The sequence below is a fragment of the Amycolatopsis sp. cmx-4-83 genome (genome assembly GCF_046548815.1).
Taxonomy (GTDB): Bacteria; Actinomycetota; Actinomycetes; order Mycobacteriales; family Pseudonocardiaceae; genus Amycolatopsis; species Amycolatopsis pretoriensis_A.
Map to the genome: position 1 here is coordinate 41,529 of NZ_JAEBEF010000005.1, position 24,168 is coordinate 65,696.

Annotated in this window: 17 protein-coding genes; 7 read left to right on the top strand and 10 right to left on the bottom strand. The window is 72.7% G+C overall.

Translation table 11 applies throughout. The features are described from left to right. The first annotated feature begins 42 nt into the window (after positions 1-42). The gene (locus ACLJQM_RS15945; protein ID WP_410632181.1) at positions 43-1,182 is read left to right on the top strand and encodes a glycosyltransferase family 4 protein; all 1,140 of its coding nucleotides are present in this window, start codon (positions 43-45) and stop codon (positions 1,180-1,182) included. 52 nt (positions 1,183-1,234) lie between these two features. On the opposite strand, the gene ACLJQM_RS15950 is transcribed toward ACLJQM_RS15945, so the two are convergent. The 3 genes from ACLJQM_RS15950 to ACLJQM_RS15960 are packed head-to-tail and all read right to left on the bottom strand — an operon-like array spanning position 1,235 to position 4,160. Continuing rightward, entirely contained in the window at positions 1,235-2,287 is a 1,053-nt protein-coding gene (locus ACLJQM_RS15950; protein WP_410631851.1) for a hypothetical protein, read from the bottom strand. A gap of 4 nt (positions 2,288-2,291) precedes the next feature. After that, positions 2,292-2,474, bottom strand: a complete 183-nt coding sequence (locus tag ACLJQM_RS15955; protein ID WP_410631853.1) for a hypothetical protein — start codon at positions 2,472-2,474, stop codon at positions 2,292-2,294. Positions 2,475-2,477: 3 nt separating this feature from the next. Continuing rightward, positions 2,478-4,160 carry a hypothetical protein gene (locus ACLJQM_RS15960; RefSeq protein ID WP_410631854.1) on the bottom strand — a complete coding sequence of 561 codons (1,683 nt, stop codon included), beginning with the start codon at positions 4,158-4,160 and terminating at the stop codon, positions 2,478-2,480. Between the two features lie 70 nt (positions 4,161-4,230). Between ACLJQM_RS15960 and ACLJQM_RS15965 the strand changes: the two genes are divergently transcribed. Continuing rightward, a complete protein-coding gene (locus tag ACLJQM_RS15965) occupies positions 4,231-5,433 on the top strand; it encodes a polysaccharide biosynthesis protein (protein ID WP_410631855.1) in 1,203 nt (400 codons plus the stop codon). A 456-nt stretch (positions 5,434-5,889) separates the two neighbouring features. Here the strand turns inward: ACLJQM_RS15965 and ACLJQM_RS15970 are convergent, their stop codons facing one another. Further along, the gene (locus ACLJQM_RS15970; RefSeq protein ID WP_410631856.1) at positions 5,890-9,885 is read right to left on the bottom strand and encodes an alpha-(1->3)-arabinofuranosyltransferase family protein; all 3,996 of its coding nucleotides are present in this window, start codon (positions 9,883-9,885) and stop codon (positions 5,890-5,892) included. A gap of 93 nt (positions 9,886-9,978) precedes the next feature. On the opposite strand from ACLJQM_RS15970, the gene ACLJQM_RS15975 reads away from it, so the two are divergent. Continuing rightward, on the top strand, positions 9,979-10,653 hold the full coding sequence (locus ACLJQM_RS15975; protein ID WP_360766047.1) for a class I SAM-dependent methyltransferase: 675 nt from the start codon (positions 9,979-9,981) through the stop codon (positions 10,651-10,653). On the opposite strand, the gene ACLJQM_RS15980 is transcribed toward ACLJQM_RS15975, so the two are convergent. Both ACLJQM_RS15980 and ACLJQM_RS15985 read right to left on the bottom strand, forming a co-directional pair. Next, complete coding sequence (locus ACLJQM_RS15980) at positions 10,647-12,404, bottom strand: hypothetical protein (protein WP_410631857.1); 1,758 nt, start codon at positions 12,402-12,404, stop codon at positions 10,647-10,649. The two genes, ACLJQM_RS15975 and ACLJQM_RS15980, sit on opposite strands and share 7 nt — an antisense overlap. Then, entirely contained in the window at positions 12,401-13,981 is a 1,581-nt protein-coding gene (locus tag ACLJQM_RS15985) for a substrate-binding domain-containing protein (protein ID WP_247019562.1), read from the bottom strand. The genes ACLJQM_RS15980 and ACLJQM_RS15985 overlap by 4 nt, the downstream gene beginning before the upstream one ends. Before the next feature lie 260 nt (positions 13,982-14,241). Between ACLJQM_RS15985 and ACLJQM_RS15990 the strand changes: the two genes are divergently transcribed. Further along, complete coding sequence (locus ACLJQM_RS15990; RefSeq protein ID WP_360766222.1) at positions 14,242-15,042, top strand: hypothetical protein; 801 nt, start codon at positions 14,242-14,244, stop codon at positions 15,040-15,042. Between the two features lie 4 nt (positions 15,043-15,046). Here the strand turns inward: ACLJQM_RS15990 and ACLJQM_RS15995 are convergent, their stop codons facing one another. Beyond that, positions 15,047-16,444, bottom strand: a complete 1,398-nt coding sequence (locus ACLJQM_RS15995) for a PLP-dependent aminotransferase family protein (protein ID WP_410631858.1) — start codon at positions 16,442-16,444, stop codon at positions 15,047-15,049. 47 nt (positions 16,445-16,491) lie between these two features. Between ACLJQM_RS15995 and ACLJQM_RS16000 the strand changes: the two genes are divergently transcribed. Together ACLJQM_RS16000 and ACLJQM_RS16005 are read left to right on the top strand one after the other, a co-directional pair. Further along, positions 16,492-16,950, top strand: a complete 459-nt coding sequence (locus ACLJQM_RS16000) for a carboxymuconolactone decarboxylase family protein (RefSeq protein WP_360766036.1) — start codon at positions 16,492-16,494, stop codon at positions 16,948-16,950. Beyond that, positions 16,947-18,311, top strand: coding sequence for an MFS transporter (locus tag ACLJQM_RS16005; protein ID WP_410631859.1), 1,365 nt, complete (start codon positions 16,947-16,949; stop codon positions 18,309-18,311). The genes ACLJQM_RS16000 and ACLJQM_RS16005 overlap by 4 nt, the downstream gene beginning before the upstream one ends. Positions 18,312-18,362: 51 nt before the next feature. Here the strand turns inward: ACLJQM_RS16005 and ACLJQM_RS16010 are convergent, their stop codons facing one another. Further along, entirely contained in the window at positions 18,363-19,826 is a 1,464-nt protein-coding gene (locus tag ACLJQM_RS16010) for an MFS transporter (protein ID WP_410631860.1), read from the bottom strand. Positions 19,827-19,912: 86 nt separating this feature from the next. Here ACLJQM_RS16010 and ACLJQM_RS16015 point away from each other — a divergent pair, with 86 nt between their 5' ends. Continuing rightward, a complete protein-coding gene (locus ACLJQM_RS16015) occupies positions 19,913-20,287 on the top strand; it encodes a MarR family winged helix-turn-helix transcriptional regulator (protein WP_247019551.1) in 375 nt (124 codons plus the stop codon). Here ACLJQM_RS16015 and ACLJQM_RS16020 read toward each other — a convergent pair. Together ACLJQM_RS16020 and ACLJQM_RS16025 are read right to left on the bottom strand one after the other, a co-directional pair. Beyond that, entirely contained in the window at positions 20,284-21,597 is a 1,314-nt protein-coding gene (locus tag ACLJQM_RS16020; protein ID WP_410631861.1) for a S1C family serine protease, read from the bottom strand. The two genes, ACLJQM_RS16015 and ACLJQM_RS16020, sit on opposite strands and share 4 nt — an antisense overlap. A 135-nt stretch (positions 21,598-21,732) precedes the next feature. Beyond that, positions 21,733-24,159 carry a GcvT family protein gene (locus ACLJQM_RS16025; RefSeq protein WP_410631862.1) on the bottom strand — a complete coding sequence of 809 codons (2,427 nt, stop codon included), beginning with the start codon at positions 24,157-24,159 and terminating at the stop codon, positions 21,733-21,735. Positions 24,160-24,168: the final 9 nt, after the last annotated feature.

Consider the following 24,168-nt stretch of genomic DNA (forward strand, 5'->3'; position numbering starts at 1 on the left):
CACCGTCGCTACAGTTGGGATAACCCGATGGAACGTCCTCGTGTGCTCCTCGTCAACTGGCGCGACACCGGCCACCCCGAGGGCGGCGGGTCGGAGCGGTACGTCGAGCGGATGGCCGAAGGGCTCGCGAAAGCGGGGTACCGGGTCGAAATCCAGTGCGCGGCCTACCCGGGCGCGACCGCGGGCGAATGGCGCGACGGCGTCCGCTACCGGCGCCGCGGCGGGAAGTTCGGCGTGTACGCGCACGCGGTGCGCGCGATCCGCCGCGCCCGCGCCGATCTCGTCGTGGACGTGCAGAACGGCATGCCGTTCTTCGCCCGGCTGGTCGCCGGCTGTCCCGTGCTGGTGCTCGTGCACCACGTCCACAAGGAACAGTGGATCAGCGCGCTCGGCGAGGCGCCGGGCCGGGCGGGCTGGTGGATCGAGTCGCGGCTGGCGCCGTGGCTGTTCCGCAAGTGCCGGTACGTCACGGTTTCCGAGGTCACCAAGACCGAACTGGGCGGCCTCGGCGTCGAGCCCGGCCGCGTCGCCGTGGTGCCGAACGGGCTGGACGCGCCGCCGGCGTGCGTGTCGGAGCGGGATCCCGAGCCGACCCTGGTCGCGGTGAGCAGACTGGTGCCGCACAAGCGGATCGAGCACGCCATCGACGTCGTCGCGCGGCTCGCCGGGCGCTGGCCGTCCCTGCGGCTGGAGGTCGTCGGCCAGGGCCCGTGGGACGAGGTGCTGCGCGCGCACGCGGCTGCCCGCGGGGTCACCGACCGCGTGGTGCTGCACGGCTGGGTCGACGAGCACGCCAAGCACGAGATCCTCGCGCGGTCGTGGCTGCACCTGTGCCCGTCGGTGAAGGAGGGCTGGGGCATCGTCATCATGGAGGCCGCGGCGCACGGCGTGCCCTCGGTCGCCTACCGCGCGGCGGGCGGCGTCGCCGAATCCATTGTGGAGGGCCGCACGGGCTTGCTGGCCGACGACTTCGAGCACTTCACGGCGCAGGTCGACGGCCTGCTCGCGGACGGCCTGCGCCGCGCCGAGATGGGCCTGGCCGGGGTCGAGCGGGCCGGGATGTTCAGCTGGGACCGCAGTGCGGCCGAATTCGCTGCACTGGTGAAGGAAGTCTCCGGCCGGCCCGCACCCCGGCCGCGCGTGCTGGCCGGGATGCCCGAACTGGCCGAACCGCGCCCGTGACGCCGTGAACGACTCTTTCATGTCGTCTGGCGACGTGAAAGGGTCGTTCATGTCATTGCGGCGAGCCCTGGTCACGCACCGCGTCGGCGAACCCGGCCAGGAGACGGGCCGCCGCCGGCGCGTCGAAGTCGCGACGGCGGGCCCGGACCGTCACCGTCGTGGTGCCGCCGGTGGTCGCGGCGCCGAACGCCACCCCGGACCGGCCGCTCGCCGCCGGGTAGAACGCGAGTGAGCGCACGGTGTCCCCGGTGGACACCAAGCCGAGGTTCGACACCAGGAACGTCGAACCCAGCCGCCCCGCCAGCACCCGGGTGCCCAGCCGGGCGAGCCGGCTGCTGCGCGCCGGGAAGTCCGGCTCGGGTGGCTGCGTCCGCAGCAGCCCGGCGACGTCGGCGCCGCCCAGCCGCAGGCGGAAGAACGCGCTGTCGTGCACCGGTTCCGGGGCGGCGCCCGAACGCCGTGACGCACCGAGTGCGGCCACGACCCGGGCGGTCCGGGCGCCGTGCGCGCGGTTCCAGCGTTCGGTGGCGCGGGCGGCGGCCGTGACGAACCCGGGCGCGCCGAGCCGCAGCCGGGGTTCGTGAAGAGCCGCGAAGACGTCCCCTGAGCACGGCTCGGTCCGATCCGGCACGATCCGGCCCGGCGGCGCGAAAAGCGCCTCAGCGAGCCGCTGGAAGGCCGAAACGAGGAAGGGTTTGCCGCCGCCACGTTCGCCGATCCCGGTCGCCGCCGAGGAAACCGGGACGTCGAGGAGGATGCCGAGCAGCGCGAGGAGGCCGAGGCCGTCGAGGGCGCCGTGGTGCGCGGCGACGAGCAAGGTGGGTGCGTCCGCCCGGACGGCGACGCGGATGAGCGGCGCGGTGCGTTCGTAGGGCGCCGAAGCGAACCGGTCGCGCACGGCGGCCAAGTCGTCCGCCCGCTCGATTCCGGGCACGGCACCGAGGTGCGGGAACTGCTGGATCGCGGCGGCGAGGCGCGCGCGGAGCTTTTCCGGTTCCGGTGCGGTCGTGCCGAGTTCCGCTTCGAGGAGGATGCTCCAGGAAACGGTGGGGTCGCCGTAGAGCCCGACGACGCGGTGCGCGTGGTCGGAGGCGAGCCGGGTCACCGCGTCAGCGGTTCCCGTAGATCTTGCCGGGGTGGTCGGCCGGGTTGTACTTGACGTGCGCGTTGAGCTTGTCCTGCACCTGCGTGGAGGTGTCCGGGTCCGCGCCCTTGACGAGGGCGAACCCCGCGCCGGTCGCCACCCCGCCGCCGATGATGACGGCGACGACCGCGCCGATGACCGTGCCCACGTGTCACTCCTTCCGCGGCGGGGAAATCCTGCCGCGGCCCAATGTACGCATCGGTAACATGCGGCACAACAGTGCGACGCACAGCAATCCCAGCGCTACTCCGTTCGCCACCAAGGCGGGCGTCCACGAGATCGCTTTCACCACTGGCACACCCGGGGTCCGGTAGAGCGTCAGCCATTCACCCGACCACACCGGTGTCGCGTCGGCGAGCAACCGCGGGTCGACGTCGCCGGGTGTCCCGTGTTCGACGAGGATCCAGCCGATCCCCGCGTCGGTGAGCTCCCGCGCGGACGTCGCGGCGCGCACGTCGCCGATCCGCGGGTCCTCGCCGGCGATCCGCTCGTCCCCCACTTGCAGCGTGTCGTCCACCAGCACGGGTTCCGGCAGCGCGCGCGGCGCCGGGTCGAGCTGCGTGCGGTCGTCGTTCCAGGCGAACCCGCGGAACGTCGAAAGCGGCAGCGCGAGCACGTCCCCGGGGCGGTCACCGAGCACTTCGGACACTGCCCGCCAGTCGGCCGGGTACTGCGCGGTGCCGAGCCGCCCCCAGCCACCCCACGCCAGGTCCGGCATGGTCACCAGCGGAAGGGCGATCGCCGCCGCCGCCAAGGCGATGCGGCCGCGCTCGGTCTTCAGCTTGGCCGCGGCGGCTTCGACGGCGAGCGCGAAGCCCAGCGCGAGCGGCAACGCCCACCAGGCCACCCACTTCTGGGCGTCACGCAGGAGCCCGGCGCCGGGCACGTACCGCGTCGCGGCGGTGAGCAATGCGGTGCCGCCCGGCAACGTGGCCAGCGACGCCAGCAGCACCCCCGCGGCGCCGAGCAGGGACAGCGACCAGGCCGGTGCCTTCCCCCACCGCTTCGCCAGCGGCCGGAGCCCGGCCACGGCGATCGCGGCGACGACGAGCGTCAGCACCGGGACCAGCGGCATGGCCCGGCTGCCGGGCACCGTTTCGGCGTTCCAGATGCCGCCCAGCCCGAGCACGCCGAGCAGCGCGGGGCCCCAGCTTTCGGCGCGGGCGCTGAACGCCGCCACCCCGGCCGGGTCGGAGTACGTGCTTTCGGCGTTGAGGAACGTGGGCACCAGCCACGGGAGGTTCAGCGCGATCGCGATCGGGAGTGTCTGCCAGAGCCGCCGGGAACCGGCGGCCACAACCATGACGGCGGCCGCGAGCACGCCGCCGGGCGGGGTCAGCACCGCCGCCGCGCTCGCGAGCACCAGCCTCGGCAGTGAATTCGGCGCGTGCTGGCGCGCGGCGAGCCCGGCGACGGCGATCCAGGGCAGGCACGCGTAGGTCAGCAGCAGCGGCCAGTGCCCGATGAACAGCCGTTCGGCGACGTACGGCGTCCAGGCGTACGTCGTCGCGGCGACGAGCCGGGTGCTCAGGCGTTCGGCCGGGACGAGCCGGCCGGCGCCGAGCGCGGCGGCGAAGATGGCCAGGAGCAGGACGGCTTTCTGGACGATGTCCCCGGGCAGCACGGTGGTCGCCAGCGCGACGGCGGCGTCGGCGGGCACCGACCGCGGCAGCGTGCTGCCGATCCCGAAGGCGTCCGGCACGAAGTACTGCTTCGGCGCGAACACCATGTCGTAGCCGAGGGTGAACCCGCGGCGCAGCAAGGGCGTGCAGACGGCGAACGCGAGCACGGCGGACAACACGGGGAGCGCGAGGCGCCTGCCCGGTGCGTCCACGGCCCTTCCTTTCCGGTGCGCGCGCGGTTATGGTCGCTGCTCATTACTCGCCGGTAATGGGAGCCCGCCGTTGAGCGTAGCCACCGAAGCCCCGGCCCGGACCGGCAACCGGGTCGCGGCGATCCTCGTCTCGCTCGCGCTCGCGGGCAACAACGCGGCGAGTTACGTGCTCAGCCTGGCGGCCGCGCGGATCCTCGCGCCCGGCGCGTTCGGGGAGCTGAGCTCGCTGCTGGCGGTGCTGGTGATCGGCGTCGTCCCGGCGATGGGGCTGCAGACGGTCGTCGCGTTGCGCGTGGCACGGTCGTCGTCGCCGGCCCGGGGGCCGTTGTTCGCGCTCGGCCTGGTGACGAGCGGGATCGTGGCGACGGCGGCGTTGACGCTCAGCCCGTTGCTGGTGCTCCTGCTGCACCTGGGTTCGCTGACGCCGGCGCTGCTGCTGACCGCCGCGCTCGGGCCGTTGACGCTGCTGGGGTTGTTCCACGGCCTCCTGCAGGGCGCACACCGGTTCGCGACGCTGGCCGGGCTGATCGCGCTGGAGGGCCTGGGCAAGGTCGGCGGCTCGTTCTTCGGGCTGCTCCTGACGAGGTCGACGACGGGCGCGCTGGCCGGCACCGCGATCGGGTCGCTGGTGGTCGTGGCGGCGGGCTGGCAGATCTGCGGGCGCCCGCGTCCCCGGTGGGCGGACCGCCACGGCGGCGAAGTGCTCCACACGGCGCAAGCGATGCTGGCGCTGGTGCTGCTGGTGAACCTGGACCTGGTGCTGGCCCGCCACACGCTCCCGGCCGGCGCGGCGGGCGAGTACGCGCTGGGGGCGATCGTCACGAAGATCGCGTACTGGCTGCCGCAGGCGGTGGGCGTGCTGGTGCTGCCCCGCTTCGCGGTGTCCTCGGGACGGCGGCGGGTGCTGCCGGTGGCGCTGGCGGTGTGCGCCTGCCTGGATGCCGTGGTGCTGCTGGTTTCCGTGGTGGTCGGGCCGGCGTTGCTGGGTCTGATCGGCGGTTCCCGCTACGCCGGGAGCACGATGCCGGTGTGGCCGTTCGCCCTGGCGGGCTCGATGCTGGCTTTGGTGCAGATCCTGTTGTACGCCCGGCTGGCGGACGGCGACCGGCGCGTGACGGTGCTGATGTGGACGGCGGTGGGCACGGAGGCCGCGCTGATCTTGTTCTGGCTGCACGGATCCGCGGCCCAGGTGGTGACGGCGGCGGCCTGCTGCGCGGGCGGCCTCGCGGTGGCCGGCGCGGTGCTGGAGCTGCGGGCACGCCGGATGTCCTGAACGACTCTTTCCTGACGCCCAGCGACATGAACGACTCTTTCACGACATCCCGCACCCGACAGATTCACGCGCCACACGGCCCCGCGGCCCAGGTCGCGACGGCGGTGAGCGGCCGGGCAGTAGCCGGCGCGGTGCTGGAGCTGCGGGCACACCGGTCGTCCTGAACGACTCTTTCCTGACGTCCGGCGTCCGACGTACCCACGCGTCACACGGTCCGCAACCCAGGTCGCGACCGCAGCAGCCTGCAGCGCGGACCGCCTCACGGTAGCCAGATCGGTCCTGCGACTGCGAGCCCGCCGAACGTCATCAACGACTCTTTCCTGACGCCCAGCGACCTGAACGACTCTTTCATGACATCCCGCGCCCGACAGATTCACGCGCGACACGGACCCGCGGCCCAGGTCGTGACCGCGGTGAGCGGCCTCGCAGTGAGTGGTTAAGGCGGTCAGAACCGCCCTAACCACTCACGACGTCCTTGCGGGTGAACCAGTCCACGCAGGTCGCCACCATCGCTGCCGCCGCCAGCAACAGCGCTGCCTGGGTGACCGGGCCGTACGCCCACTCCTGGCCGTGGCCCAGTACCCGGCCCGTCACCGACACGACCGCCGCCACGGCCATGCCGCCGAACGCCAGGTAGCGAGGTGCCCGCTCGGAGAACTGACGGGCCAGCAGGCACGCGATCAGCAGCACCACCGGCAGCATCCCGCCCAGCGCCACCAGCAGCCCGATCAGCACCACCGGCACGACGGCGCCACCCGGGGCCACCGTGAACGACCGGCGCCGGGCCGGCCACGCCGTGCCGATCAGCACCAGCAGCACCGCGACCGCGCCGACCAGCAAGCCCGTCCGGTACGACGAATCCGGCGTGAACGTCAGCGCAACCTCCCCGCCCGCGCCGGCCGGGACGAGCCAGGCCTGCTGCCAGCCGTCCACCCGGGTGCGGGCCAGCTCGCGACCGTCCACTGTGGCCACCCAGCCCGCGTTCGCGTTCTCCGGGATGGCCAGCACCGCCTCCTCGCCCGGGCCGACCGTCACCGTGCGGGCGGTCGCGTCCCACGTTCCCACCTGCACCGTCCGGTGCCCCGGCGGCGCGGACGACGCCTTCGCCGGACGAAGCCACAGGTCCTGGACGACGAACGACTCCGCCGGGTCCGTCCGCAGCTCGTGCCCGCCCTCCGGCAGCGCGATGCCGCCTTCGGAGTCCCGGCACATCCGCAGTTCCAAGGCGCGGTGGGCGGTGATGTCCGCCAGCGTCCCCTGCACCGACGTCCGGTAGTCGAGGCCGTCGAGGTGGATGTTCGGCCCCGACCCGCACGGCACCGTGAACGCCGGGTCCGGGCCGGGCAGCAGACCGGCCGTGCCGGACAGCTCCAGGCTGCCGATGCCGACCACCGCGCGGGCCGTCGGATCGTCGTCGTCGCCCGGCAGCACGACCTGCAGCTGGTCGGTGTCCAGCGGCTCGAACGACGCCGACCCGCCCGCGTCGAGCTCGACCGTCCGCGCGCCTGACCGGCCGACCAGTTCCACCTGGCGAGGCACCCGCGCCCCGCTCGACGGCGAAACCCCGATGTGCAGCCCGGAAATCCGCTTCGGCGACGTCCAGCCGAGGGTCAGCGTCGGGCGTAGATCCGTCACGTCGGGGCGCCACGTCGTGCCCGCGTCGCCGTCCACCGCCGCGAAGCCCGCCGCGGCCGGGTCGCCGGCCAGCTGGGACGTCGACGCGACCGTCACCCCCGGCAGCCGCACCGGGTTGCGCCCGCCGCCCGCGGGCAGCACCGAGCCGCCGACCAGGTACGTCTCTTCGGCCGGGGTGCTGAACAGGCGCCGGATCCCGTCGGGTTCCTCGCCGTCGCGCGCGGTCGAAGCGTCGCACCGCACGGCGTCGCCCGCGGGCAGGCACGCGTACCGCGGCGAGGCCCCGCGCGTGAACGCGAAGCCGGGCGCCGGGCCGGCCGGCAGGTCCGCGGGCACCTCCAGGGCGCGCTGCGGCTCGGTGCCGGGGATCTTCAGCTCCGCGATGCCGACGTTCCCGTCCTGCCGCCCGACCACCAGCGACAGCAGCGTGATCCGCACCTTGCGGGTGACCCCGCCCGCCACGCCGTAGTTGTGCGTGCCCGCACCGCGGATCACCGGCTGGTCGACCGAGCCGTTGTCGGTCGTGATCCGGATCCGGGTCGGCGGCCAGCCCACCCGGATGTCGTCCACCAGCTGCAGGTCGACCGCATTGACCAGCCGCGGGGTGTCCAGCTCGACCTCGAGCCACTGGCCGATCGGCCCGGTGAACGACGACGAGTGCCACGCCGTGCGCGGGTCGCCGTCGATCGCGGCGAACGGCTGGTGGCCCGGGTCGGAGCCGCCGAACGCGTCCGCGAAGGACGCCGCCGTGGACGCCGTCACCGCGCGGATCCCCCGGTAGGCGGCCACGGTCTGGTGCTCCGGCCCGGGGAACGGCAGCACGTCACCCGCCGCGCGCTGCTGGCGGTAGGCCTCGCCCGCGGTCAGCGTCTGGCTGAGGTTGTCGCGGACGCCACCGACGTTCCGCTCGGCGCGGCGCAGGCCGTCGGTCACCAGCCGCGGGCCGCCGGGCGAGCCGCCGTCGCCGGTGAGCACGGTCGGCGTCGAGGGGTCGAGCTGGCCCGAGTCGATCAGCGGCAGCAGGTTTTCCGGGCCACCGCTCACCGTCGGGACGTCCTTTGTGGACGTCGCGGTGGCGAGTGGCACCGGCCGCCGCACCTCGTAGACCTCCAGCGGGCCGAACTCCGCCGCCTTGGCGATGCCGGGCGAGCCGGCCAGCCCGGCGCGCAGGGTCACGATCGGCGGGGCGTTCGTCCGCTCGCGCTCGATGTCGTTGCGCAGCAGCAGGAACCGGTACCCGGACCGGGCGAGCAGCGCGGCGAGGCCGGGATCGCCGCGGCCGTCGGCCAGTGCCGCGTCCACGGAGTCCATCAGCCGTGTGTTGCCTTCGGACCCCAGCGGGACCTGGTTGCGCACCGCCCACGGGCTCTTCGCGATCGCCTGCGCGGGCTCGTCGACCGTGCGGCCCCAGTCGTACTCGCCGAACCCGGTGGCCGGCAGCAGCAGCGTGCGGGCGTTCGGATCGGCCTTGGCGACGTACCCCGTGGCGTCGTACCAGTAGCCGGGCACCTCGTCCCAGCCCGGGCCGGACCGCAGGTTCAGCAGCCACGCGGGCGCGGCCATCACCAGCACCAGCAGCAGGCCCAGCGCGGGCCGCAGGAACCGGCGCGCGGACTTCACCCGGGCCGGGCTCGCGATGCCGTGCACGAACGCGAGCATCAGCGGCAGCCGCAGCACCGGTTCGAACTTGTGGACGTTGCGCAGCGGGGCGAGCGGCCCGTCGAGCAGGTGCCGGACCTGCTCGGCGACCGGGCTGTCGAGCGTGCCGACGTAGCCGATGGTCAGCAGGGTCAGCCCGGTGAGCACGCCGAGGACGAGGAACCGCCGCTCCGGCAGGCCGCGGCGGGTCAGCCCGAACAGGCCGACGCCGGCGACGAGGCCGGTGGCCAGCATCAGCACCGGGTTGTCGATCAGCGACCAGCCGCCGGGCCACCACGGCGTGCCCTGCACGACGTAGGCGACCCACTGGTTGGTCCCGCGCAGCACCTCGAACAGCGACATCGGCGCGGTGGTGTTCGTCGCGGACTCGATGTAGTCCAGGAACGGCAGGCTGTATTCGCCGAGCAGCAGCAGCGGCAGGATCCACCACAGCGTCGCGCCCACGACGAAGGCGAACCACCACAGGACGAGCCGGACGTGCTCGCGCGTCCACTTGCGCGTGAGCAGCCACAGCCCCGGCAGGACGAGCGCCATCACGACCATCGCGCCGTTGACGCCGCCCATGCACAGCACGGCCAGCGCGGACAGCCCCGCCGCGCGCCGCGGGGACCCGGTCGTCCCGGCCCGCACCAGCGGGACGAGCACCCACGGCAGGAGCACGGCGGGCAGCATTTCCGCGGACAGACCGCCGATTTCGGTCAGCATGCGCGGGGCGAGCGCGTACCCGAGCGCGCCGATCAGCCGCGTGCGCTCGGTGCCGATCTTCATCGCGCGCGCCAGCAGCAGCGCCCCGCCGAACGCGGCCGACAGCAGGATCGCGCCCCACAGCCGTTGCGCGATCCACGCGGGCACGCCCACCGCCTGGCACAGCGCGAAGAAGGGGCCCATCGGGAAGAGGTAGCCGTAGGCCTGGTTCTGCAGCTCCCCCGCCGTGGCCTGCGGGTTCCACAGGTGCAGCGCGCGGCCGAGGAAGGCGAGCGGGTCGACGGCGAGGTCGAGCTTGGTGTCGAACGTCGTCTTGCCCGGCATCTGCAGGAACGACAACGTGGTCAGCGCCAGCACGATCCAGGTGCCCGGCCGCCGGAAGAACGCGCCCTTCCGGACGCGCCCGGAAGGTGGGGCGTCGTCCCGGGTTCGTTCGCGGGTGCCGGTTACCATCCGGTAGATACTAGGCGGAAACCTGGCTACCATGTGCCGACGATCCTCCCGAATTCAGGCAGGTGCGCCATCTCGTTCGAAGATGCCTGGGCCTTGGCCGAACCGGTCAAGGGCTGGATGACGCGCGCGCAGGGCGAAGCGCTGTGGGACGCCGCGTGCCGGCTGGAAAAGGGCGACGTCGTCCTGGAAATCGGCAGCCACCAGGGCCGGTCCACGATCGTCCTCGGCGCGGCGGCCCGCACGGTGGGCGCCACCGTGATCGCGGTCGACCCCTTCGTGGACGGCCGGCTCTTCGGCGGATCCCCGACGCGGCAACTGTTCGAGCGCAACGTCCGCCGGGCCGGGCTGGACGACGTCGTCGAGCTGGTCGCCGGTTACAGCACGGAACTGCGTCCGCACTGGGACCGGCCGATACAGCTGCTTTACATCGACGGCAAGCACGACTACTGGACCTACACCGACGACCTGCGGTGGTCGGCACACCTGCCGCCGGGTGCGGAGATCCTGGTCCACGACTGCTTTTCTTCGATCGGCGTCACGCTCGGCACGATCGCGAAGGTCCTCTTCGGACGCCGGTACACCTATGTGGACCGGGCGACGTCGCTGGCGCGCTTCAAGCTCGCGCCACCGTCCACCCGCGATCGGCTGCGGGTGGCGGCGCAGCTGCCGTGGTTCCTGCGCAACGTCGTGCTCAAGGTGCTGCTGCGCCTGCGGCTGCGGCCGGTCGCGCGCCTGCTCGGCCACGACAGCCCGTACGACCCCTACTGAACAACCGGTTCCCCCACCTCGGCCTTGGCGACGCAGACCGGCGCGCCCGGGCTCGAGAGGCGCACGGCGACGCTGTCGAAGAGGCCGTCCACCGGTAGGTACAGCGAGTGCAGCCCGGCCTGGAACCAGACCGGTGTGCGGTCCACCAGACCCTCGCCACCGTCCGAAGTGTAGTAATCGAGCTTGAGCAGGTGCCGTCCCAGCACGGGTTTGTCCAGGCCGACGCGCACCGGGGTCTCGCCGATCGCGTAGCCGCAGTTCGGCACCGGGCCGGGGACCCCGCGGGAAACCGGGTCGACGCCGGTGATCTTGTGCGGGATCCCGGTGGCGTCGAGCAGGTGCATCCGGCTCGTGGGCTGGTCGAAGTGCGTGCCGGGCAGCAGGCCGACCACCCGCGACGCGCGGGAGTCCGCGCCGAACCACTCGTGCACCACGTCCGACGGCACGAACGTGTCGTAGAAGACCAGATCCGGGTCCTCGCCGACGGCCGCGCGCACGTTCCCGACGTACTGCCCCGAGTGCTCGAACCGCAACGCCGGGGCCAGCCTCGAGAACCCGAAAGCGGAACTGGCGAGCAAAAGCACGCACAGCACTAGCGCGATCGGCCGCTCACGCTTTCCGCCGGACGGCGCAACTTCCGCCGGTGTCAGAAAGGCGAACGCTCCACAAAGGGCGGCGACGAGCGCCAGATCGGCGACGTAGCGGGGATCGTCGCCCGCCGACGGGCCGACTTCGCGCAGCCGGGTCAGCGCGAGCAGGCCGACGTCCACGGCGAACACCGCGGCGAGCAGCACCCAGGCACCCCACGCTCGCCGTCCGCCGCGGCGGCCACCGGCGATCACCACGACCAGCGCGGCCACCAGGAGCAGGACCACGACGGCGAACGGCGTCGGCGCCCAGGTCGCGCCCGGCCCGGCGCCGGTCCACGGCCCGCCGGCCAGTCCCGGCAGCAGCGTGTCGCCCAGCATCCGGCCGGTCAGGTCGGCGACCGTGCCCGCCGACAGGGGCGACGCGCCGGTGCCGACCTGGCTCGAGGTCAGCGCGAAGAAGACCACCACGAACGCCACCAGCACCGCGGCCTGGCCGAGCCAGTAGCGGACGTGGTCGCGAAAGGACCGTCCGAGCAGGACGGTCACCGCGGCCAGCAGCACCGGGATCACCGCGGCCTTCTCGTAGAAGGCGAGCCCGAACAGCATCCAGGCGAACGTCGCGAGCCACCACCGGCCGCCGTCGGCCAGGTACTTCACGTGCGAGTGCAGCGCCGCGGCGGTGGCCAGCACGACCGGCACCGCCTGGATGCCGAACGACCACCAGAGCGTCGGGACCAGCAGCAGCGTCGACGCCGTGAACACGGTGAACGGCACCAGGATCGCCCACCGCCGGCCGAAGCAGCGCACGAGCAGGCACCAGAAGTAGCCCGTCGCAAGCGCTTTCATCAGCAGCAACGGCAGCGCGAACAACGGGAAGTCCAGCGGCGCCCACCACGTCAGCACGGCGGCGAGGAAGAACCCGCCGGGCTGCAGGTGCCCGTGGTAGTCCTGGAAGAGGAAACCGGGGTCGAACGGCCCGGCCGCGGCCGCCTGCCAGGTCACGACGAAGTCGTCTTGGGCGAAACTCCCGTGCAGCGCCGCCCACGCGTGCAGCAGCAGCGGCACGAGTCCCGCCACGAACCCGGCCACGACCAGTGCGGACGGTCTTCGGATCGCCCGTGGCGCGGGGGTTTCCGTCTCCAGCAACACGGGGGTCCTCACTTCTTGCAGGCCGGCGGCTGGCACATGAGCTTGCTCAGCGCTTGGTAGAAGACGTCGGAGATCTTGCGCGGGTCCGGCGTGGTGAAGGACTCGCCGCCGGTCGCGGCGGAGACCTGCCGCAGCTCGCTCGCGTCGATGTCCGGGCCGATGCCGATCCCGATGACGGGCAGCGGTTTCCGCGGGTCCTGCAGCCGGTTCAGCTCGGCGAGCAGGCCGGGCAGCCCGATCGAGTCGCTGTCCTCGTTGCGGCCGTCGGTGAGCACGACGACGACGTTGATCCGGCCGAGCTGCCAGTTCTGGCGCGCGTTCTGGTAGGCGGCGAGGATCGAGTCGTACAGGCCGGTCGCGCCGCCGGGTTTCGGCTTGACCGCCTGCAGCGTCGCCACCCCGCCCGAGCCGAGCTGCTGCGAGATCGTCCGCATCGGCAGCAGTTCCTTGAAGTCCTTGTCGCCGTCGAGCTTGGTGGAGAACAGCCACAGGCCGATTTCGGTGGTCGGCTTGAACAACCCGAGCCCCTGCGTCGCGGCTTCGAGGGTCAGCGCCATCCGGCTGCGGCCGGTGCCCGGGACGGTGGCGGCCATCGAGCCGGACACGTCGAGCAGCACCTGGACGCGGGCGCTGAGGTTCGCCCCGGCCCACGCCTGGAGCACGGCGTACATCGATTCCGGCGGCGGTGGCCCGGCCGGGCGCGGCGCCGCGTTCGTCCGCGTGTCGCGCGGGCGGTCGCCGAGCAGCTGGCCGGACGGCGTCCGGAACCCGCCGTCGGCGAACGCCTTCGTGGCGGTCTGGTCGAGCAGGAGCCGCAGGAAGCGTTCGGCCGCCGACCGCGAGGCTTCGGAAGCGCGCGGCAGTACGACGTACGGGTAGTCGAAGCCCGGCACGCCGGCCGCCGGGTACGCGGCGACGAGCTTGCGGGCCAGCACGGACTGTTCCGACGCCGGTGACGCGGTGTACGGCTCCTTCACGGCCGACAGCTCGCGGATCTTCTCGGTGAACGCCGCGGCCGGGTCGGGCGCGTCCTTCATGAGCTGCTGCAACCCGATCAGCGCGGCGATCGCCGCGGGGTCGCGGCCCGGGTCGGGCAGCCCGACCGGGTTTCCCGCGAGGACGTCCGACCAGGACGGCGACTTCGCCGGCCAGCCCGCCTGCTTCGCGACGTCGTCGCTCAGCGCCAGCACCACGGGTGAACTCGCCACGGACTGCCCGGTCTCGGGCAGGTTCCACGCGCCGCCGTCGCGGGCCTGCAGCAGCCACGTGCCCGACTCCGGCACCCAGACGTCCGGGCCGGTCGCGCCGTTGGCTTCGAGGGCGGCCGCGGTGGCCGGCGACGCGCTCGACGTGACTTCGACGGCGTAGCAGTCCTGCTGCGGCACGGTCCCGGCGAGCGCGGTGAGCACCGGCGCGATGTCCGGTGCGGCCGTGACGCGCACCGGCGTGGTGGTGTCGCACCCGCCGCCGGCCAGCCGGTCCTTGAGGTAGTCGACGCCGGCCCAGGCGAGCAGGGCGACCACGAGCAGCGCGCTCAGGACGACGACCCGCGCGTCGATGCGCCGGGCCCGCGCCGGGTGTGCCGCCATGCACGTCCTTCCGTGGTGAAGTGCTGGCAGCTTGCCAGCCGGGTGAGCGGGAAGCCAGTACCGGCAGCGGACCGTGACCATCGCCGCGTGAAGCCGTGGTGAAGGAATTGCGCGGTGCGGCCATTTTGGTGATTGACAAGAACTGCGTAACGTTTACCGCTTGACGCCCGTCCCACTTGGGTAACATCACCATGGCGAATCGCGGAGACGATTTCGCCGTCCCCGAAACGGCGATGAAGCACCGAACGGAGACGCAACCCGTGCGCACGATGTACGACGCGGTCACGGCCGCGAACATCCCCGCCGACGCACCGATGGTGGCGGGCTACATCGACAAGATCAAACTCGAACCCTGGTCCGACCGCGACTGGGCGCGCTTTCCCCGGGCCGTGAAGGTCACGATCGTCAAGCGGGCGTCGACCAACGCCGGCCAGGTGCTGGACGTCGAACCCGGTGATGCCACGCCCGGCGAAGCACCGGGCTGGGTCCGGATGCGCCGCGAGGCGGGCGCGGACCCGACCGTCTACTGCAGCCTGTCGACCTGGCCGACGCTGCGCACGGCGTTCTCGTCCGCCGGCGTCGCCGAGCCGCACTACTGGATCGCGCACTACGACGGGGATCCCGCGATCCCCGACGGCGCGGTCGCCAAGCAGTACGCCGGCAACGTCGCCCCGGGCTACGACGTTTCGTCGGTCGTCGACTTCTGGCCCGGAGTGGACGGCACCGCACCCGCCTCGACTGGAGTGGAGATCATGGAGCGCATCACCGTCAACCCGCCGAACGCCGAGCAGCACGCCGTGCGCGTCTTCCTGTCCGGCAGCCCCGGCGCGGCGGTCGTCATCCGCCCCCGCCTCGGCGGCGACGGCTTCTCGAAGCCGATGTGGATCGGTGACATCTTCGCGTGGGGCAACGACCACCAGGGCGTCGGCCACAACCCCACGCAAACCCCGGGGTACAACAACAAGCTGACGTCCCACCGCCGGTACGAGCTGCCGGGCGCGGTGTGGGCGGACATCAACTACAGCTCGGCGGACCCCTTCGAGATCGACATCGTCGGGTAGCGCTTCACGCGGGAGGCAGCGCTCGGCACAACGCGTCGAGCGCTGCCGGGTAAGCGTGTTCCGGCGGGGTCGCGTAGCCGACCACCAGGCCGTCCATTGTGGACATCGTGCTCGCCGGGTGGCGGAACGCGGCCAGGCCGTCCAGCGCGAGGCCTTGCCACGCCGCCGCTTTCACCGCGGACGCCTCCGTTCCCGGCGGCAACCGCAGCACCGCGTGCAGGCCGGCCGCGATACCGGTCGGCGTCACGTGCGGTGCCCGCTCGGCCAGCGCCGTCACGAGCAGGTCGCGCCGGCGGCGGTAGCGCTGGCGCATGCGGCGGATGTGCCGGTCGTACGCACCCGAGCCCAGGAACTCCGCCAGCGTCAGCTGGTCCAGCACGCCCGCCCACGCCTCGCGCTCGCCCTTCGCCGCGAGCACCGCGCCGACCAGGCGCTCCGGCAGCACCAGCCAGCCCAGCCGCAGCGCCGGGGACAGGCTCTTGCTGACCGATCCCCCGTAGACGACGTGCTCCGGGTCCAGGCCCTGGACCGCGCCGACCGGCTTGCGGTCGTAGCGGAACTCGCCGTCGTAGTCGTCTTCGAGCAGGACACCGCCGTGCGCGCGGACGTGGCCGAGCACCGCGGTGCGGCGGTCGTGGTGCAGCGGGCCGCCGGTCGGGAACTGGTGGGCCGGGGTCAGCAGCACCGACGGGACGTCGAGGCCCTCGACGCGCGCGCCGTGCTCGTCCAGGTCCAGGGGGACCGTCGGCACCGAAGCCGCGGCGAAGATCGAGCGGTGGAACGCCAGCCCGTAGGCCTCGACGGCGAGCGGGCCGGGCAGCACCGCCGGGAACAGCAGCCGCAGCGCGTGCGCGAAGCCCGAGCACACCACGATCCGGTCCGGGGACGTCCGCACGCCGCGCGCCCGCGCCAGGTACTGGGCCAGCGCTTCCCGCAGTTCGGGGCGGCCGCGCGGGTCGCCGGGGCCGAACGCGTCGTGCGGAGCCACGTTCAGCGCGCGCCTGGCCGCGGCGAGCCATTCGATGCGCGGGAACGACGACGCGTCCGGCTGGCCTTGCCGGAGGTTGTACCGGGGTGCCGGCGTCGCCGGGGCTTTCCGCGGTACGCGCACCGGTTCGAGCGGCTCGGCGCGTTCGGCGACCCGGGTGCCGGAGCCCTGGACGGCGGTGAGCCAGCCCTCGGCGACCAGTTCGGCGTAGGCGTCGGCGACGGTGTTGCGGGCCAGCCCCAGGTCCGCGGCCAGTGACCGGTACGGCGGCAGGCGCGTGCCGGGCGCGAGCCGTCCGGCGCGGACGGCGTCCCGCAGCGCGGTGATGAGCGCGGCCCGCTTGCCACCGCCGGACAGCTCCAGGTGGAGGTCGGCGCCGAGCCGCTCCCCCGAATTGACCCACGAATCCGACACAGAAATGCACCCTACACGGGGGTCACCCAGGCCCTAGATTTCTGGTCATGACGAACCGGGTGAACTTCGCCAAGACCGCCCCGAAGGCCTTCAAGGCCCTGATCGGCTTCGACGCCGCCGCCCGCGCCGGGCTCGACCCCGCGCTGGTCGAGCTGGTCCAGATCCGCGCGTCGCAGCTCAACCGCTGCGCCTACTGCCTGCACATGCACACCTCCGACGCCCGCAAGGCCGGCGAGAGCGAAGAGCGGCTGCACATGGTCGCCGTGTGGCACGAGGCCACGAACTTCTTCAGCGAGAAGGAGCAGGCCGCGCTGGCCCTGACCGAAGCCGTCACGCTGATTTCGGACGGCGGCGTCCCCGACGACGTCTACGCCCGCGCCGCCGGCCGGTTCGGCGAGGAGGAACTGGCCCAGCTGCTCGCGCTGATCTTCACCATCAACACGTGGAACCGCATCGCCATCACCACGGCGAAGGTGCCCGGCACGGACGAGCGGGTGGCCCGGTGACCCGCCGCCCGGGCGCGGTGCTGGCGCTGCTGGCGTTCGCGCAGCTCATCATTTCCCTCGACTACAACATCGTGTACGTGGCGCTGCCGGACATCGGGCGCGAGCTCGGGTTCACCGCGCAGAGCCTGCAGTGGGTGGTGAGCGCCTACGCCGTCGCGTTCGGCGGGGCGCTGCTGCTCGGTGGCCGGGCGTGCGACCTGTTCGGGCCGCGCCGGGTGTTCGCGCTCGGCTGCACGCTGTACGCGGTTTCGTCGCTGGCCGGCGGGCTGGCCGGGGACCCCGGCCTGCTCGTCGCGGCCCGGGCCGGCCAGGGCCTGGGCGGCGCGCTGCTCTTCCCGGCGACGCTGACGCTGGTCAGCACCAGTTTCGCGGCGGGCCGCGAGCGCAACCGCGCGTTCGCCGTCTGGGGTACGGCGGGCGGCAGCGGGATGATCCTCGGTTCGCTGCTGGGCGGGGTGCTGACGCAGGCGTTCGGCTGGGCGGCGGTGTTCTTCGTGAACGTCCCGCTGGCCGCGGCCGCCGCCGCGCTCGCTTTCCCGTTGCTGGCCAAGGATCCCGCCCGGGAGCCCGGCCGCCGGTTCGACCTCGCCGGCGCGCTGACCGCGACGCTCGGCACCACGCTGGTCGTGTTCGCCCTGGTGGAAGGCCCGGAGCTGGGCTGGACGCCGGTGCTGCTCCCGGCTTTCGCCGGGCTCGCTTCGCTGGTCGCGTTCGCCGTGGTCGAGCGCCGCGGCCGCGACCCGTTGTTGCCGTTGCGGCTGCTGAAGGACCGCAACCTCGGCACCGGCGTGGTCGTGACGTTCCTCTACATGGGCACGTTCGGCACGCTGCTGTACTTCTTGACCGGCTACTTCCAGGGCGTGCACGGCTACGGCGCGCTGGCGACCGGGCTCGCGTTCGGCGTGCCGATGGTCGCGATCGCGGCTGGTTCGCAGGCCGCGGGCCGGCTGGCGACCCGCTACGGCACCCGCCCGACGCTGGTGGTTTCGCTGCTCGTCGGCGGCGGCGGGGCGGTCGCGCTGGCGCTGTCGATGACGGTGGACGCGTCCTACCTGGAAGTGGTGCCGGCGCTGATCGTGCTGGGGCTCGGGCAGGGCGCGGGGTACACGCTGATGTTCGGCGCCGCGGCGGCGGGGGTTTCCCCGGCGGAGCAGGGGATCGCGGCCGGGGTGGCGTCGACGGCCCAGCAGGTCGGCGGCTCGGTGGGGCTCGCGGTGTTCGTCGCGGTGGCCAACACGGGTACGTCCGAAGTGGACGGTCTCCGCACGGCGGTCCTGCTGGCCGCGGCGGGAATCGCGCTCACGGCGGTGGCGGCACTGCGCTTCAGCGGCTCCCGGAAGGCCGCGGCCGTCCCCGCGTGACGCGGAAGAACCACCATCCCCCGGCGATGGTGGTTCTTCCGCGTTCCCGGATCAGTCGGCGAGGGCCAGCAGGTCGCCCTCGGGGACCGGCTCCGGTTCGGGCGCCGGCCGCTTGCGGGCCACCAGGCCGCTGAGCGCGATCAGCAGGCCCAGCACCGCGATGCCGGTGACCACGCTCAACGCCGGGGTCAGCCCGGTCAGCAGCGCGGCCGGGGAGGCTTCGCCGCCGCCGTTGGCGGTCAGGACCGCCGTCACCACCGCCAGGCCGATCGCGCCACCCACCTGCAGGGACGTGTTCAGCAGGCCACCGGCCAGGCCCTGCTCGTGGTCGGCGACGCCGTTCGTGCCCTGGATGTTGAGCGACGAGAACGCCAGCGTGAAGCCGATGCCGAGCAGGATCATGCTGGGCAGGACGAAGCCCGCGTATCCCGAGTGCTCGTCGACCCGCAGGAACAGCGCGTAGCCGAGGACGTGGGCGACGACGCCCGCGAAGATCGTGCGCGGGGTGCCCACGCGGTCGATCAGCGGCTCGATGCGCGGCGAGCCGAACGCCACGATCAGGGCGGCGGGCAGGAAGCCCAGCGCCGTCTGCAGGGCGGACCAGCCGAGCACCCGCTGCAGGTAGAGCATCACGACGAACTGGAACCCGATGTACGCGCCGAAGAACAGCGCGCCGCCGAGGTTGGCGCGGGCCAGCGGGCCCGCGCGCAGGATGCCGAGGCGCAGCAGCGGGTGCGGGCTGCGCTTCTCGATGACCACGAACGTCACCAGCAGGGCCAGCGCGACGAGGAACGTGATGAGCGTGCGGGGTGCGGCCCAGCCGATCGCCGGCGCTTCGACGACGCCGAACACCAGCAGCAGCGAACCGGCGGCACCGGTGATGGCACCCGGGAAGTCGTACCCGCGGCCTTCTTCACGCAGGTAGGCCGGGATCAGCTTCCACGCGGCGGCGAACGCGACCAGCGCGATCGGCGCGGGGAGCAGGAACGTCCAGCGCCAGCCGACCTCGGTCAGCAGGCCGGAGAACACCAGGCCGGCGGAGTACCCGCTCGCGCCGAACACGGCGAAGATGCTGATCGCCTTGTTGCGGGCCGGGCCCTCCTGGAACGTCGTGGTGATGATGGACAGCGCGGCCGGCGCCGTGAACGCAGCGGCCAGGCCCTTGATGAACCGGCTGGCGATGAGCAGCGCGCCGTCGTCGACGAGCCCGCCGAGCAGTGAGGCCAGCGCGAACACCGCGACGGCGACGAGGAACACGCGGCGGCGGCCGAGCAGGTCGGCGGTGCGGCCGCCGAGCAGCAGCAGGCCGCCGTAGCCCAGGACGTAGCCGCTGACGACCCATTGCAGCGCGTTGGTCGACAGGCCGAGGTCGGCCTGGATGGCGGGCAGCGCGACCCCGACCATCGACACGTCGAGCGCGTCGAGGCCGATGACGATCGAAACGGTGAGCAGGACACCCCAGAGACGTGCGTCCCACCGAGTGGAGGTGGTGGACAAGGACACGGAAGAGCTCATGCCGGCGACAGTACATGCACACGCATCTAATGTCTAAGCATTTAATGAATTTGCATCTGATGTCCGTGCATGTTAGGTTGGTCGCCGTGAGCGACGTCGCTGAGCAAGGCCTGGTGCAGGAGTGGCACGAGCTGCTGGCGCGCTATTCGGCCGTGTTCAGCACGCTCGAGTGCCGCCTGCAGGAGCGCCACGGGATCGGCGCGAACGAGTTCGAGGCCCTGGAGCGCCTCGCGACCTGCGACTTCAAGTGCCGCTCGGCCGACCTGACCGGCGCCATCCACCTGAGCCAGAGCGCCACTTCGAGGCTGGTCGCCCGGCTGGAGAAGGAAGGCCTGGTCGAGCGCGCGCTGTGCGACGTGGACCGGCGCGGCATCTTCGTGACGATCACCGACGCCGGCCGTGAGCGCTACCTCGCGGCGAAGCGGACGCACCGCGAAGTGCTGAACGAGACCCTGCGCTAGCCGACCGGGCCTTCGATCGCCGTCACCGGGACCTGCCGCTGGGCGCCGCCCGCGGTGGTCACCGTCAAGGTGAGCTGGTCGTCCGGGTGGTGGGTGTCCAGCACGTTCGTCAACGTCGTCGCGGAATCGACCGGCCGGCCGTCGATCGCCGTGATGACGTCGCCCGCCGCCAGGCCCGCCTTCTGCGCCGGGCCGCGCGGGACCACCTGGCGGATCTGGGCGCCGCTCTGACCGTCGGTGACCGAGACGCCGATGAAGGCCGTCTTGCCGATGTGGACCGTGTCCGACGCCGTGCCCGCGACGATCCGGTGGGCGATGTCGACGGCCTGGTTGATCGGGATCGCGAAGCCCTGGCCGGTGCCGCCGCTGCGGCGGCCGTTGAGCTGGTAGCCGGTGGACGCGGCCGTGTCGACGCCGATGACCTGCGCGTCCGCGTTGACCAGCGGGCCGCCGGAATCGCCCGACTCGATGTTCGCCCGGACCTGGATCAGGCCCTTGAGCAGCTCGGACGAGCCGCTGGACTCGTCGGACGCCGTGATCGACTGGTCGAGCGCGGTCACCGTGCCGGGTGCGGGCACCGGGTCGCCGCCCTTGCCGCCCGCGTTGCCGAGGCCGAGGATCTGGTCGCCGACCGCGACCTTCGACGAGTCGCCGATGACGGCGGTGGGCAGGCCGGACGCCTTCCGCAGCTGCAGGACCGCGACGTCTTCGCTGCGGCTGTAGCCGACGACGTCCGCCGTGTAGGTGTCGCCGGTGCCGATGCTGGTGACCTTGATGCTGGTCGCCCCGGCGACGACGTGGTTGTTGGTGAGCACCTCGCCGTCCGGCGTCAGCACGATGCCGGTGCCCGCCGCGGCCGCGCCCTGCAGGCCGAGCTCGGTTTCGACGTTCACGATCGCCGGGTTGACCTTGGCCGACACGGCGGCGACGTCGAGGGTCGTCTGCGACGCGCTGGGCCGGCCGGAAAAGCCGAAGTTCTGGTTGCCGCTCGCGGTGGGGCTGTTCGCGTCCGCGATCAGGTGCCCGATGCCGAGGCCGGCGACCACGGCCAGCGCGATCGCGACCACGGTGAGGCTCAGCGCCCGCAGCGGGTGCCGCCGCGGTGGCGCCGGCACGGGCGGCGGCGGGTACATCGGCTGCGCGTACTGCGGGTACGGGCGTCCCCACTGGTCACGGGGCTGGTCGTAGTACTGCTGCCGGCCGTGGTACTGCTGGCCGGCGGGTTGGCCGTAGTACTGCCGGTCGGCGGGTTGCTGGTAGTAGCCGTACGGGTACCCGTCGCCTCGCGGTTCTCGGTCGTACTCGCTCATGCACAGCTCCAGCCCTCGACAAGCCTCCGGCCCCTCCAGGAAACGCCGGGTTCCTGAGAATTTCCTGGCGCCTTTCCATGGACTTGCTGTGGATTTACCCGGCGCCCCCAGCCGGTAACCACCCCCGGGTCACCCTCACCGCCGGATCCGCTCCATGCCGGGGTCGACCAGCGGCTCGGCGGCCACCGTGGCCGCGACCCGGCGGCCGAAGTACTCGATCTCCACGCTGCTGCCGACGTCCGCCGACGCCGGGAGCCACGCGTAGGCGATCGGCCGCCCCACGGTGTACCCGTACGCCGCGCTCGTGACGTAGCCCGAAGCCACGCCGTCGACGAACACCGGTTCCTTGCCCAGCACCACCGTGCGGCCGTCGTCGATCGTCAGGCACCGCAACCGCCGCGACGGCGTCCGGCCCTCGATCGCGTCCCGGCCCAGGAACTCCCCCTTCGCCGGGCGCACCGCGAAGTCCACGCCGGCCTCGTACGGGTCGTGCTCGGTCGTCATGTCGGTGCCCCACAGCCGGTAGCCCTTCTCCAGCCGCAGGCTGTTGAAGGCCGCCCGCCCGGCCGCGATCACCCCGAGCGGCTGCCCGGCCGCCCACAGCGCGTCCCACAGCCGCAGGCCGTTGTCCGCGCTCGTGTAGATCTCCCAGCCCAGTTCGCCCACATAGGACAGTCGCATCGCGACCACCGGCACCCCGGCGATCCGCGCCCGGCGCGCCCGGAAGTACTTCAGCCCGGTGTGCGAGAAGTCCTCGGCGCTCAACGGCTGCACGAGGTCCCGCGCCAGCGGGCCCCAGACGCCGACGCAGCACGTCCCGCCGGTGGTGTCCCGCACCTGAACCCCGGGCGGCGCGTGCTTGACGAAGTGGTCGACGTCGATGTTCCCGTTGATCCCGACCTGGAACAGCTCCGGTGCGAGCCGCGCCACCGTGACGTCGCTGCGGATGCCGCCCGCCTGGTCGAGCATCAGCGTGTAGGTCACCGAGCCGACCGACTTGTCGAGCTGGTTCGTGGTCAGCGACTGCAGGAACGCCAGGGACCCCGGCCCGCTGATCTCCACGCGCTTCAACGGCGTCATGTCGTACAGTGCCACGCCGTTGCGCGTGTGCCACGCCTCGGCCGCCGCGATCGGCGAGTGGAACTGCGCCGACCACGCGTCCCTGGCCGGCGGCAGGGCGTCGTGCGGCAGCTTCTTCAGCAGCGGCGCGTTGGCCTCGAACCAGTGCGGCCGCTCCCAGCCGCCCGCCTCCAGGAACACCGCGCCCAGCTCGCGCTGCCGGGCGTGGAACGGCGTCACGCGCAGGTCGCGCGGGGAAAGCTTGGGCTGCAAAGGGTGCAGGACGTCGTAGACCTCGACGAAACTCTGCTGCGCGGTCTCCCGCACGTACGAGGGCGCGAGCTGGACGTCCTCGAAGCGGTGGACGTCGATCTCGTGGGTGTCCACTTCGGAATGCCCGGCGACGAGCAGTTCGGCGACCGCCTTCGCGATGCCCGCCGAGTGCGTCACCCAGATCGCCTCGGCCAGCCAGAACCCGCGGACGTCGGCCGATTCGCCGACCAGCGACTGGCCGTCCGGGGTGAAGGAGAAGATGCCGTTGAAGCCCTCCTCGACCTTGGTCTGCCGCAGCGCGGGCAGCAGCAGCTTGCTCTGCGCCCACGACGGCGCGAAGTCGTCCTCGGTGAACGGCAGCATCGACGGCATCGCCGTCTCCGTCACCGAGTGGTCCAATGTGGACTCCTCGACCGGCATCGGCCGGTGCGCGTAGGAGCCGATGCCGATCCGGTCGACGTGCTCGCGGAAGTACAGGTCCTGGTCCTGGTGCCGCAGGATCGGCAGGCTCGCCTCGACCTCCTCGGTGTTGCGCCCGGCGAGTTCCGCGACCGGCCCGGTCTTCGCGTACTGGTGCGCCAGCGGCAGCAGCGGGACGTCCATGCCCGCCATCGCGCCGATCTCCCGGCCCCAGAACCCGGCGCAGGAAACGACGACGTCGGCGGGGAAGTCGCCCTGGTCGGTCCGGACGCCGGTGACCCGCCCGCGCTCCTGCCGGACGTCGGTGACCGTGGTGGACCCGATGAACCGGGCTCCCCGCCCGGCCGCCCGCGCGGCCAGCACCTCGACGGCCTTCGCCGCGCGCGCCAGCCCGTCGGTCGGGGTGTGCAGCGCGCCGAACACCTGCGAGCCGTCGAGGAGCGGCCAGCGGTGGACGCACTCGGCGGCGTCGATCAGCTGCCCGGGCACGCCCCACGACGTCGCCCAGCCGTGCTTGCGCTTGAGGTCCTCCCAGCGGGCCGGCGTCGTCGCGACCTCCATGCCGCCGACCGGCAGGAAGCAGTCCAGGATCAGGAACTTCTCGACGGTGTACCGCGCGAAGTCCGTCATCGCCTTGGACGCGTTGGTCTGGAACACCAGGCCGGGCGCGTGCGACGTCGACCCGCCGGTGCGCGGCAGCGGGCCGCGGTCGAGCACGGTGACGTCGGACCAGCCGCGGGCGGTCAGCTCGTCGGCCAGGTTCGCGCCGACGATGCCGGCGCCGATGATCACGACTTTCGGTGCGCTCATGGCGGACTC